This is a genomic window from Serratia sp. Sp408 (genome assembly GCF_057180665.1).
In genome coordinates, this window is the sequence record NZ_JBXUFT010000001.1 from 1,491,689 (window position 1) to 1,504,233 (window position 12,545).

Here is a 12,545-nt window from a genome sequence, read left to right on the forward strand (position 1 = left end):
AGGGATGGCGGCCGCGCTCAATTGACCTGAGCCTGGGCATTGACGGCAGCGCACAGATCCTGCGCCAGCGTATCCAGTTGCTGCTCTGTCACGTTAGCCAGGCTAACGCGGATAGCCGGGCTGCTTTTCAAGCGGAACGGCTCGCCGCTTTGTACCAGCCAGCCACGCTGTGCCATGATCTGGCTGGCGATAGCCTCGGAACGCACCGGCAGCCACAGGTGCAGCCCTTCTCCCTGCGGCAGGCGTAGGCCACAGCGTTGCTGCAACAGGGACGTCAGCCGGTCGCGCCGCCGTTGGTATTCACCCTGAGCGCGCGCCAGTACGCCCTGCACCTGCACCTGCCGCCACAATTTGGCGGCGATTTGCTGCAAGATATGACTCACCCAACGCTCGCGAATGTACTGATCGGCACGCATCGCCTGCAACAGCGTCACATTGCCACAGGCCAGCGCAATGCGCAGATCCGGGCCGAGATACTTGCTCACCGAGTGAATATACAGTCCGTCCTGGCCGTCAAACGGCAGGTGGAGCGGCTGTTGCGACAATGGGCCCCAGAAGTCGTCGACGATCGCCAGGCAATCCGGTTGCCGCGCCAGAAACGCCCGCCATTCGGCGGCTCGTGCCGCACTGAATGCAATGCCGGTGGGATTTTGCGCCCGCGGCGTCAAGATCACCGCGCAACCGCGTTCCGCTGCGGATCCCGGCAGGCAACAGCCCTGTTCGTCGAGCGGCAGTGGCAAGGGTTTCAAACGCAGATGACGCAACAGCGTCAGTAACGGTGGCCAACACGGATCCTCGATCCATACCGACGCACCGGGTGGAGCATGACAGCGCAACGCTTTTTCGATTGCATCCAGCGCGCCGGAAAACACCGCCAAATCGTCGGCCTTCATTCCTTGCCGTTCAATCCATTCCCCGGCTATTTGCAGCAACGCCGGAGAGTCCCCCTGCATGTCATATCCCTGCCGCTGTGGGAAAACCTCTTGCGTTGACAGCGTCAGCGTCGGCAGCAAGGCGGGGTCCAGATTGCCGCTGGCCAGATCCTGCATGCCCGGCGGCACCGCCATCGCCTGACGCACTGCCTGCAACGGCTGTTCCAGCACCACCGTTCCGGCACGTCCGCGGGTGGCTACCAGCCCGGCATCACGCAGTTTGCCATAGCCGCTGGCGACGGTATTGGGGTTTACGCCCAGCTGTTGCGCCAGTTGGCGTACCGGCGGCAGCAAATCCCCCGCTTGCAACGCCCCGGATTTGATGTACCCGGCAATCTGCTCGGCTATCTGGACAGCGTTGCTGCCTTTTGCATACAATAAGCTCATACATAACACCTTTTTGTATTAGTTCAAATCAGGATAGCAGTTTCCGATCATGAGGGTAAGGGGCATCAATGGAAAAACATTTCGTTCTCGATATTCAGCACGCCGGAAAGGCGTTCGCCCAGTTACACCTGATGACGCCGTGGGCCGCCAGTCAGTTACAACAGGCCTGCGCGCTATTCCCCGCAGAGCAAGGCTATCAGGTTCAGATCAATCAGGTTAAGGAACGCCGGATGCTGTATCAAAGCGGTAATCAGGGTATCACTCTGCTTGGCGAATCATTAATCCTGCAACCCTGTGTTGCCACCAGTAAGGTACAACCCTGATGAAAAAAGCCGTTGCTATTCGCCATGTCCATTTTGAAAATCTCGGTATCCTTGGCAATCTGCTTTCGCTGCGTGGGTATCAGATCGACTATTACGACGCCGGGCGCGACAATCTGCAGGCCATCGACAATGAAACCACCGATCTGCTGGTGATCCTCGGCGGGCCCGTTAGCGGCGCCAGCCACTTTGCCGGCCAGCACGATCATGATTTTCTTAATCATGAACTGACGCTGGCCAGCCAACGTTTGCAACAACGGCGGCCGACGCTGGGCGTATGCCTTGGCGCTCAGGTCATGGCCAAGGCGCTGGGCGCAGAGGTGGTGTCGTTGGGTATTAAAGAAATTGGCTATGCCCCACTGTCGCTGGCCAGCGGCGAAGATAACCTGCTGGCACCGCTGGCTGACACGCCGGTGCTGCATTGGCACGGCGATATGTTTATGATCCCTGAGGGGGCGCAATGCCTGGCAAGCACCGCGGCGTGTCGCCACCAGGCATTCAGCTATCAGGATTTCGCGCTTGGTTTACAATTCCATCTGGAAGCAGACCGCCACGATCTGGAGCGCTGGCTGATCGGCCACGCCTGTGAACTGGATCTTGCCGGTATCGCGCCGCAGCATATTCGCGATCAGGCCACACAATACGGTGTCGAACTCGAACGGCGCGCCCAACAGGTATTTACCCGTTGGTTGGATATCATAGAAAAAAGGAAATAACGCATGCAACACGTCTCCAAACTGCGTCCGCCGCTGATTGATGTCATCACCATTCAGTCGCAGGTGATCTATGGCAGCGTCGGCAACGGGATTGCCTATCGCGCCTTGTTGAAAAAAGGTCTGGAGGCGTTGCAGGTGCCCAGCGTGCTCTTCGGTTGCCCACCTTATTACGGTGCACCGAGCGGCGGTGCGATCCCCATCGATTGGTTCAGCGGCTTTCTGGACGATTTGCTTGCTCGCGGCGTCGCTCAACGCGCCAGAGCGGTGATCGTCGGCTATTTGGGTAGCGCCATGCAGTGCCAGGCGCTGGAAAACTGGCTGCTGCGTGTCCGCGAACTTAATCCGGCTATCATGCTGATTATCGACCCGGTGATGGGCGATTATGGTGAAGGGGTGTATGTCGATAAACCACTGGTAGACTGTTATCGCTCGCCGTTCCTGCATTTGGCTAACGGCATTACACCCAACGGTTTTGAACTGGAACAGCTGTGCGGTCAGCCGCTGCACAGCCGCGAACACGCCGTCGCTGCCGCGCAGGGTTTGCTGAACCAGCATACCCGCTGGGTATTGGTGACCAGCGCGCCGGGCATTGCACAACACGATCGCCAAGTGGGTTTGCTGCTGGTCACGCCACAGGAAACCCGCAGTTTTACCCACCCCAAGATCAATGCCAGCGTCAAAGGCACCGGCGATCTGTTCACTGCGTTATTGACCAGTCACCTGTTGGCCGGCGAGAATATAAGCTCCGCAGTGTTGTCAGCCAGCGCCGAGGTCTGCAAAGTGCTGACCGATGCGGCGCTCAACGGCTGGGAGGAAATCGGCAGCCTGCGCGCGCTGCAGTAATGACAGGCAGAGCCGGGCGTTAAAACGGCGCCCTTGCGCCTCAGCGCTTTTTCTTTTTGTTGAAATCCAGCTCAAAGGCGATCACCGCGCTGTGGATCTTGCGCGCGGTGAGAACGCTGATGCCCACAAAGCGGCAAGACAGACGGGTAAAGTGCTTTAGGTCCCCCGTCTCCTCACATTCAACGTTTTCATCACTGGCGGCGATCAGCTCCAGATTCACCTTGAAGTTGCCGTAATCGCCCAAATCCAGCTGCACCTTACTGAACACGAAGCCGGATTCAAGGCATGGCGGCACCGGACCGTCCAGCCGCAGCCCAACGCCCCCAGCGGACAGATCGTGAATGCGTAATTGAAACGGTGAACCATCGGGGTAGCTGCCGCTACACAGGAACTGGCGCCAATAAGGCGTGGTAATGCGGAATTGTCGGCGTCGTTGGATATAAACCAACTCTTTGGGTAAGCGTGCGGAAATAGCCTGCGCCTGCTGATGCTGCGTAATTTCCGCCTGGTCGAGCAAGAATTCTATTTTTGCGTCCTGGCTTTCGATGATTACGCGATATTCACCGGACGCACACAGGCTGTCATTGGCGCAATCAAACACGATGCTGTCAGCGCCAACGCTCAATATCTGGCTGTGGAAGCACTGTTGCTGGTTGGCGACGCGCAACGGGGTCCGTTGTTTATAGATATCGCGCAATATCGCCAGCACTTCAAACCGCTCCTGCTTGATAAACAATCCGTTATCAGTGTGCTCCATTCGTCTCTCCTGACTTGTTCCATTGGCGTTAACGATATCCTGACGGCAATAATCACTGGGAATAATCTTAAAGTCAAATACCCAGGCGTTGGCACGCAATTGGCAACAGGCGACCCAGCCGTTCAGCCCATGCTTGCTGGCCGTAAGCGTCACCGATCAGATCCTGGCGAATCTCAATGCCAACATAGGGTAAACCCCGCTGTTCGGCGTGTACCGGCAAGGTATAGTCGGTTTCATCGGTCATGACATAAGGCTCATTTAACCCAACCAGCAGGTTGCCCTCGTCGTGCAGCACCTCCGCCAACAGTTTGGCAAACACCGGCTGGCGATTATACAGCAGGCCAATTTGCCATTTGCGTGGGATGCCTTTATACACCGGCGTAAAACTGTGCATGGCAATCACAATCGTCGGTTGCTGGCGCGCCAGGCGACTCTCGATAACCTGTTCAATCGCCTGATGATAGGGGAAGAAAAACGCCTGCTGCCGCGCCAGGCTAGCCATCGGATCGAGACGCATATTACCCGGCACCGGCGTCAGCTCGGAAATCTGGGGAATCGAACTCTCCACCGCCGGCGAGCGGTTGCAGTCAATGACCAGCCGTGAATAACGTTGATGAACCAGTGTGGCATCGAGCGCGGCGCTCAGATGGGTTGAAACCCCCAAAGCCCCAATGTCCCAGCCAATATGGCGCTCGATTTCGCCGGGCGGCAGCCCCAGGTCACCCAGGCTATGCGGCAGCGAGTTGCAGGCATGGTCACACAGCAATAGAAACGGCGACGTACCCTGTTGATTGACGATGGCCGCCGGTGGCGGTTCATCGGCGGACAAGATGTTGGGAAAACACGGTTGTGTCATGCAAATCTCCAACGGTGGCAAAACATAAAGCGTAGCGTTTTCCCACCGTTAGCCCCAAATCTCGACTTATAACAAAATAATATAACAAGCCATTCAGGCCCGCGTGGATTCATCGGGTTGATGCACCGCGATATATCGCTGGTAGCGCGCCGGCTTCAAGCGCAGCAGATCCACCAATACCAGACCGTCGATACAGTTGTTGAATGCCGGATCGGTGCCAAAATCGATAAACTGCACGCCGCCCGGTTCGCATAATTCGGAATATTGTTTGTATAGCGTCGGAATTGAACAGCCGATATTGCTCAGCAGGCTTTTCAATCGCACCAGATCCGCCTGGTAATTATCGCCGGAAAATTGCGCCAGCACCTGCGGCAATGACGCCGGATACGGTTGTCGCGACTGTGCCAACGTGCTGTCGGAAGAGAAATACAACCGATAAAAGGCAATCAGCAGATCGCGTGCCGCCACCGGCATACCGCCAGAGATCGATACCGGGCCGAACAGATAGCGATACTGCGGATACGTCGCCAGATAGGCGCCGATCCCCAGCCATAGGTAATCCAGACCGCGCTTGCCCCAGTAGGCGGGTTGAATGAAGCTGCGCCCCAGTTCGATGCCCTGTTCCAGAATCGGCGCCATATCGCGATCGTAATGAAACAGGCTGTTGCTGTAGATGCCTTCCAGTCCCTTGTTCGCCAACTGCTCGGCGGTGGGAATAAAACGGTAGGCGCCAACGATGTCCAGCTCATCTTCATCCCACAGCACCAGGTGGTAATAGTCATCGTCATAACTGTCCAGATCGCGCCGCCGGCCAGAACCTTCACCCACGGCACGAAAGGCAATTTCACGCAGGCGGCCCAGTTCACGCAGGATCGGCGAGCGGGTTTCATCGTGACGGCGATAGAGGAAGATGATTTTACCGTCCGGCGTCTTGCCCAGTCGCTCGCAGGCCGACAGCGCTTTGCGCAGCTCCAGACGATTTTCCGGCAAAGCAATCGGCGATTCGCTGGCAAACAGCCCCGGTTTTCCCTGACCGAGCCGATAGACATGACGGCGGAAACGTTCGGCCAGCTCATGGGCGCTGGTATGGCCATCATGCCAACTGGCAAACGGAATACGCCCACCGATGCGTAGTTTGATGCGCCCCCCCTGCTGCTGAAACATTTCGCGCACCAACAGCAGCGTCGACAGCGGACGGTAAACCAGTGAGGCAAAATAGAACAGATTGCTGTTACGTGCGCTGATATGAATCGGCACGATAGGCGCTCGCGCCTTGGCCGCCAGCCGCACAAAGCCGGTATGCCAGTGGCCATCGCGGATACCCTGCGGGCTGATGCGCGACACTTCACCGGCCGGAAACACGATCAAGACGCCTTGATTATCCAACTGGGCCTGCATGGCTTCGATTTGCCGACGGTTGGTTTTGTATTCCACATTGTCGACCGGCACAAACAGGCTGCGCAGCGGTTCGATATAACTGAGGATTTGGCTGGCGACCACCTTGACGTCACGGCGCACGGCCGCCACCGCACGCAATAGCACCAGGCCGTCAAGCGAACCGATCGGATGATTGGCGACCAGCACCACCGGCCCCTGGCTGGGGATGTTTTCCAGGTCGCCGTCGACCAGTTCACAACTCAACTTGAAGTAATCCACCACTTGCTCAATCAGATCAAAGCCCTTCAGGTGTGGGTACTCGGCGGCAAATTGTTTGAATTCTTTTTCAAAAAGCAGATTTCTCAGCAGGCTACGCTGCCAGGCGGGGGGATTGCGATGTGGAAATGCGTCTTGCAACAAGGTGTCCAAACTAAACATCGTGTTCTCTCCTTGGCCTATTCGCAGAAAACTTAAGCCAGCGGCGTGACTGCGACATGTCAATCAGATGACAGAAAGATTAAACCTCATTGCATGACGTCGTTTGCCGGAGGGCAAAAGCATAAAGACACGATGATTATAGTTAAAGGTGCTGCATACGGCCTGATGTTGGCACATTGACCGGCCGCGCCACGACAGCTTGATGTCCGAAATCCGCCATCCATACGCCACTTTTCATGCAATAATCCGTGCATCAACATGAAGGAGTGATCACATGCAAACATTTTTAATTGACCATATGGCGACGCCGGTCGGTGAGCTGGTGTTGATAGCCGATGAACAGGGTCGCCTGCGCGCCGTTGATTGGACCGAGCATAAAGCGCGCCTGATGAAACTGTTGAATACCCATTACCGCGCCGATCGTTTCCAATTGCAAACCCAGCGCAATCCCGGTGGCCTGACCGATATCATGCAGCGCTACTTCGACGGCGAACTCGACGCGATTAATCAGGTACCGGTGATGACCGCTGGCACCGAGTTTCAGCGAACCGTCTGGCATCAGCTACGCCAGATCCCCTGCGGCGAGATCATCACCTACGGCGAGCTGGCAAAACGCATTGGCCGCCCCACCGCCTCCCGTGCCGTGGGCATGGCCAATGGATCCAACCCGATCAGCATCGTGGTGCCCTGTCACCGGGTGATTGGTTCACAAGGCGCGCTCACCGGCTATGCCGGCGGCGTGCAGCGCAAACAGTGGTTGTTGCAACATGAAGGCTATTTGCCGACGACGCTGCTCTAACCCGTCGACGGTGTCAAGATCGGTAAACCGCCGCCGTTTACTCATGGCCGGAGGGTATGGCGCCAGTTCTCCGGCCATGTCGCCAGAGTAAACGTGGCAACGGCGGATATTGATGCAGAACGCTTATCTCTCTGTCGAGGTTGTGGCAATTCATGCCCACCGCACAACGCCGCAGCGAATAGGCTGAATGACGGATAAATAAGCTTTTTCTTATTTACCTAAGAATAAAAATCGCTGTTTGGCGCTAAAATAGCGACACAATACCCCTATTCTTACTATTGTCACACTTATAACCTGCCGCAAAAGATGTTAAAATTGACGCATATCAATTACTGGATGAGCGTACTCTATGATCCCGGAAAAACGCGCGATACGTCGTATTCAGTCTGGTGGCTGTGCGATCCACTGCCAGGACTGTAGCATTAGCCAACTGTGTATTCCTTTCACTCTCAATGCACACGAGCTCGATCAGCTCGACAACATTATCGAAAGGAAAAAGCCGATTCAAAAAGGCCAAACGCTGTTCAAGGCCGGTGATGAATTGAAATCCCTGTACGCCATCCGCTCCGGAACCATAAAAAGCTACACCATCACCGAGCAAGGTGATGAGCAGATTACCGGTTTCCATCTGGCCGGCGATCTGGTGGGTTTTGATGCCATCGGTGGCTTAAAGCACCCAAGCTTTGCTCAGGCACTGGAAACCTCGATGGTGTGCGAGATCCCGTTCGAGACGCTGGACGATCTGTCAGGCAAAATGCCTAATTTGCGTCAACAAATCATGCGCTTGATGAGCGGCGAGATCAAAGGCGATCAGGACATGATTTTGCTGTTGTCGAAGAAAAACGCCGAAGAACGTCTGGCCGCATTTGTCTATAACCTTTCTCGACGCTTTGCCGAACGTGGATTTTCCCCCCGTGAGTTCCGCCTGACCATGACGCGCGGCGACATTGGCAATTACCTGGGTTTGACGGTTGAAACTATCAGTCGCCTGCTGGGGCGTTTCCAAAAAAGTGAAATCCTTAGCGTGAAAGGTAAATACATCACCATTGAAAACGTCGATGCGCTTTCAGTGCTGGCCGGTACGCCACGAATCAACGTTAGCGTTAGCGCCTAATCTCTCCGCCGGATCAACAATTAACTGAAATTATTGATCCGGCTCATCACTGCCGCTGTTCTGTTTTTCAATGTTGGGTTACTCTGTAAATTAACAGACTGTTAATTTGCAGCTGTAAGGAGGCCCTATGGCGAAGTATCAGAATCTTCTGGTGGCTATTGACCCCAACCAGGATGACCAGCCGGCGTTGCGCCGCGCGGTGTATCTGGTGAAGCGGAATGGCGGGCGGATTAAAGCCTTCCTGCCAATCTATGATTTCTCTTACGAAATGACCACCCTGCTTTCCCCGGATGAACGAACGGCGATGCGGCAAGGCGTCATTAGCCAACGTGCCGCGTGGATAAATGAGCAATGCCGCTTCTATCTCGAAGAAGGCATTCCTATTGAAGTCAAAGTGGTGTGGCATAACCGGCCGTTTGAAGCCATTATTCAGGAAGTGTTAAGCGGACAACATGATTTACTGCTGAAAATGGCACACCAGCACGATCGGCTGGAGTCGGTGATTTTTACCCCGACCGATTGGCATCTGCTGCGCAAATGTCCGTGCCCGGTGTGGATGGTGAAAGACCAGCCCTGGCCGGAGGGCGGTAAAGCGGTGGTGGCGGTTAACCTGTCGAGTGAAGAACCCTACCACGACCCACTTAATCTCAAATTGGTACAGGAAACGGTCGAACTGGCGCAAAACGTCAACCAAACCGAGGTTCATCTGGTCGGCGCCTACCCGGTCACTCCCATCAATATCGCAATCGAACTGCCAGACTTTGATCCCAGCGTCTATAACGACGCCATTCGCGGTCAACATCTGATCGCCATGAAAGCCCTCAGACAGAAATTCGGCATCAACGAAGAATTTACCCACGTAGAAAAAGGCCTGCCGGAAGAGGTTATCCCGGACCTGGCCGAGCATCTGCAAGCCGGCGTGGTGGTGTTGGGTACCCTTGGGCGCACCGGTATTTCCGCCGCCTTTATCGGCAATACGGCTGAACATGTGATCGACCATCTGAAATGTGATTTACTGGTGATCAAACCGGCGGACTTCAACTGCCCCATCGAGGCCGATGAAGACGACGAGCACGATGATGAAGACTGAGCCGCAGGACAGTCATAGCACGCTTCGCCAATAACAATAAAAACAGGGCCGTTAAAGGCCCTGTTTTTTTATTGCTGTTACGACCGGCTGAATTACAGCTCGACTACGTCGAAACGCACGTCCGGATTGACATCCGCGTCGTAATCCACCTCTTCCAGGCCGAAACCGAACAAACGCAGGAATTCCTGTTTGTAGGCGGTGTAGTCGGTCAGCTGGCTGAGGTTTTCCGAGGTGATTAACGGCCACAGATCCTTGCAGGCCTGTTGCACGTCGTCGCGCAGCTCCCAATCATCCATGCGGATACGGGCGTGGTCGTCCAGCGCCAGGTCGTCGCCGTACAGGCGGGTACGCATCATGCGGTAGACCTGTTCCATGCAACCTTCGTGGATCCCCTTTTCCTTCATGATCTTGAAGGCCATCGAGATATACAGCGGCATGACCGGGATTGCAGAAGAAGCCTGAGTTACCACTGACTTCAACACCGCGACGTGTGCAGTGCCGCCTTTGGCTGCCAGATCGCCACGAATGGCGGTAGCGGCGCGATCCAGATCTTCTTTGGCGCGCCCCAGCGTGCCGTGCCAATAGATTGGCCAGGTCAAATCGGTGCCGATATAGGAATATGCTACGGACTTGGCGCCTTCAGACAGCACGTTGGCTTCTTCCAGTGCGGACATCCACAATTCCCAGTCCTGGCCGCCCATCACGGTAATGGTGTTCTGAATTTCTTCTTCGTTGGCAGGCTCAACCGTTGCGGTAACGATTTGGTCTTTATTGGTGTCGATCGCCGTAGTGGTGTACACCTCGCCAATCGGTTTCAGCGCTGAACGCACTACTTCGCCAGTGTCCGGCATTTTACGGACCGGCGATGCCAGGGAATACACCACCAGATCGATCTGGCCGAGATCCTGCTTGATCAGTTCGATAACCTTGGCGCGACATTCGTTGGAGAAAGCATCACCATTGACGCTCTTGGCGTACAGACCTTCTTCTTTGGCTGCTTTATCAAACGCGGCGGAATTGTACCAGCCGGCGGTAGCCGGTTTGCTTTCGGTACCGGCCTTTTCAAAGAATACGCCGATGGTGGCCGCGCCGCTGCCGAAAGCGGCAGCAATACGGGAGGCCAGGCCATAACCGGTAGAAGCACCGATAACCAGCACGCGTTTAGGGCCATTGGCGATGGCGCCCTGTTGCTTGGTATAGGCAATCTGACGACGTACATTGGCTTCACAGCCCACCGGATGTGTGGTGGTGCAGATAAAACCGCGAACCTTAGGTTTGATAATCATAGTGGGTCTAGGATCCGTTAAATGGATGAAATCGGGACATAAGATACCGCATTACGGCTCAAAATTGTCATCTGATGTGTTGGCTTGCATAATTTATAGCCTATTTTGCGTGATATTCCGCACAATTTACCCGGCAGTTGAGGCACCAGCGCTAAAATTACTCAACCAAAAGCAAAATAAAAATGCCGTTCAGCGTTAACTGAACGGCATTGGCGACCCGCGTTGGCAAGCGCGGTGTTTACAACGCGTTCTTGATTGCCTCGACGCTAGCCTTGGCATCGCCAAACAGCATCTGGGTGTTTTCTTTAAAGAACAGCGGATTCTGAACGCCGGCATAGCCGGTATTCATCGAGCGTTTAAAGGCGATCACATTCTGTGCTTTCCATACTTCCAGCACCGGCATGCCGGCAATCGGACTGCGAGGATCTTCCAGCGCCGCCGGGTTGACCGTGTCGTTGGCACCAATCACCAGCACGGTATCGGTATCGGCGAAATCGTCGTTGATTTCGTCCATTTCCAATACCACGTCATACGGCACCTTGGCCTCTGCCAGCAATACGTTCATATGACCCGGCAAGCGCCCGGCCACCGGGTGGATACCAAAGCGCACCTTGATGCCGCGCGCACGCAGTTTTTCGGTAATTTCCGCCACCGGATATTGCGCCTGCGCCACCGCCATGCCATACCCTGGCGTGATGATCACCGAAGAGGAATTGCGCAGCAGCTCGGCCACCTCTTCCGCCGTGGTTTCACGGTATTCTCCCATTTCTTCGGCATCGCCGGTTGAAGAACCGTCAGTGCCGAAACCGCCGGCTATCACGCTGATAAACGAACGGTTCATTGCCTTGCACATGATATAGGACAGGATGGCGCCGGAGGAACCGACCAGCGCGCCGGTGACGATCAGCAGATCGTTGCTCAGCATGAAACCGGCCGCCGCTGCCGCCCAACCGGAGTATGAGTTGAGCATTGACACCACCACCGGCATATCGGCACCGCCGATAGACGCCACCAGATGCCAGCCGAAGGCCAGGGCAATCACCGTCATCAGCAACAAGGCCATGACTTCCAGCCCAAGGCTGTCGGTACGCACGAACACCACCAGCAACAGGAAGGAAATCACCAGCGCCGCCAGGTTCAATTTATGGCGGTTCGGCAGCATCAACGGCTTGGAAGAAATAATGCCGCGCAGTTTGCCAAACGCCACGATCGAGCCGGTAAAGGTGACCGCACCGATGAAGATACCGAGGAACACTTCGGTCAGATGGATATTTTCCATCACCGGATCCATCGCGGTACCATGATCCAGATAGCTGTTGAAGCCAACCAGCACCGCCGCCAGACCGACGAAGCTGTGCAGCATCGCCACCAGTTCTGGCATTTCGGTCATTTCTACCTTTTTCGCCAGATAGATGCCGATCGAGCCGCCGATAATCATCGCAATGATAATCCAGCCAACGTTACCGGAGTCCGGCCCGAGAATGGTCGCGATCAGCGCGATCGCCATACCGGCAACGCCGAACAGGTTGCCCTGCTTCGAGGTTTCATGGCGAGACAGCCCGGCAAGGCTGAAAATAAACAGGATAGCGGCAACAATGTATGCAGCTGTAACCAATCCTCCAGACATGTG

12 protein-coding genes are annotated in these 12,545 nt (G+C 55.5%); 6 read left to right on the forward strand and 6 right to left on the reverse strand.

Features of this window, described 5'->3' with window-relative positions:
* Positions 1-17: 17 nt before the first annotated feature.
* Complete coding sequence (locus AC2AXP_RS07015; protein ID WP_371901625.1) at positions 18-1,319, reverse strand: aminotransferase class I/II-fold pyridoxal phosphate-dependent enzyme; 1,302 nt, start codon at positions 1,317-1,319, stop codon at positions 18-20.
* 68 nt (positions 1,320-1,387) lie between these two features.
* On the opposite strand from AC2AXP_RS07015, the gene AC2AXP_RS07020 reads away from it, so the two are divergent.
* From AC2AXP_RS07020 to AC2AXP_RS07030, 3 genes are read left to right on the forward strand one after another with little or no spacing between them, the layout of a single operon-like run.
* Complete coding sequence (locus AC2AXP_RS07020; protein WP_004962744.1) at positions 1,388-1,642, forward strand: hypothetical protein; 255 nt, start codon at positions 1,388-1,390, stop codon at positions 1,640-1,642.
* A complete protein-coding gene (locus tag AC2AXP_RS07025) occupies positions 1,642-2,355 on the forward strand; it encodes a glutamine amidotransferase (protein ID WP_088499699.1) in 714 nt (237 codons plus the stop codon). Before AC2AXP_RS07020 ends, AC2AXP_RS07025 begins: the two co-directional genes overlap by 1 nt.
* Positions 2,356-2,358: 3 nt before the next feature.
* Positions 2,359-3,198, forward strand: coding sequence for a PfkB family carbohydrate kinase (locus AC2AXP_RS07030; RefSeq protein WP_004962738.1), 840 nt, complete (start codon positions 2,359-2,361; stop codon positions 3,196-3,198).
* Positions 3,199-3,238: 40 nt separating this feature from the next.
* Here the strand turns inward: AC2AXP_RS07030 and AC2AXP_RS07035 are convergent, their stop codons facing one another.
* The 3 genes from AC2AXP_RS07035 to olsF form a co-directional block, all read right to left on the reverse strand.
* The gene (locus AC2AXP_RS07035; RefSeq protein WP_198773053.1) at positions 3,239-3,955 is read right to left on the reverse strand and encodes a flagellar brake protein; all 717 of its coding nucleotides are present in this window, start codon (positions 3,953-3,955) and stop codon (positions 3,239-3,241) included.
* A 73-nt stretch (positions 3,956-4,028) separates the two neighbouring features.
* A complete protein-coding gene (locus AC2AXP_RS07040; RefSeq protein WP_004962733.1) occupies positions 4,029-4,811 on the reverse strand; it encodes an N-formylglutamate amidohydrolase in 783 nt (260 codons plus the stop codon).
* A gap of 93 nt (positions 4,812-4,904) precedes the next feature.
* Positions 4,905-6,626, reverse strand: a complete 1,722-nt coding sequence (olsF, locus tag AC2AXP_RS07045; RefSeq protein ID WP_004962730.1) for a bifunctional ornithine lipid synthase OlsF — start codon at positions 6,624-6,626, stop codon at positions 4,905-4,907.
* Positions 6,627-6,900: 274 nt separating this feature from the next.
* Between olsF and ogt the strand changes: the two genes are divergently transcribed.
* The 3 genes from ogt (at position 6,901) to uspE (ending at position 9,629) form a co-directional block, all read left to right on the forward strand.
* Positions 6,901-7,425, forward strand: coding sequence for a methylated-DNA--[protein]-cysteine S-methyltransferase (gene ogt / locus AC2AXP_RS07050; protein ID WP_004962727.1), 525 nt, complete (start codon positions 6,901-6,903; stop codon positions 7,423-7,425).
* 349 nt (positions 7,426-7,774) lie between these two features.
* Positions 7,775-8,539 carry a fumarate/nitrate reduction transcriptional regulator Fnr gene (locus AC2AXP_RS07055; protein ID WP_004962724.1) on the forward strand — a complete coding sequence of 255 codons (765 nt, stop codon included), beginning with the start codon at positions 7,775-7,777 and terminating at the stop codon, positions 8,537-8,539.
* A 127-nt stretch (positions 8,540-8,666) separates the two neighbouring features.
* Positions 8,667-9,629, forward strand: coding sequence for a universal stress protein UspE (gene uspE, locus AC2AXP_RS07060; RefSeq protein WP_004962722.1), 963 nt, complete (start codon positions 8,667-8,669; stop codon positions 9,627-9,629).
* Positions 9,630-9,721: 92 nt separating this feature from the next.
* On the opposite strand, the gene fabV is transcribed toward uspE, so the two are convergent.
* Together fabV and pntB are read right to left on the reverse strand one after the other, a co-directional pair.
* Positions 9,722-10,915, reverse strand: a complete 1,194-nt coding sequence (fabV, locus tag AC2AXP_RS07065; protein WP_004962719.1) for an enoyl-ACP reductase FabV — start codon at positions 10,913-10,915, stop codon at positions 9,722-9,724.
* Between the two features lie 238 nt (positions 10,916-11,153).
* On the reverse strand, positions 11,154-12,542 hold the full coding sequence (gene pntB / locus AC2AXP_RS07070; RefSeq protein ID WP_004962716.1) for a Re/Si-specific NAD(P)(+) transhydrogenase subunit beta: 1,389 nt from the start codon (positions 12,540-12,542) through the stop codon (positions 11,154-11,156).
* Positions 12,543-12,545: the final 3 nt, after the last annotated feature.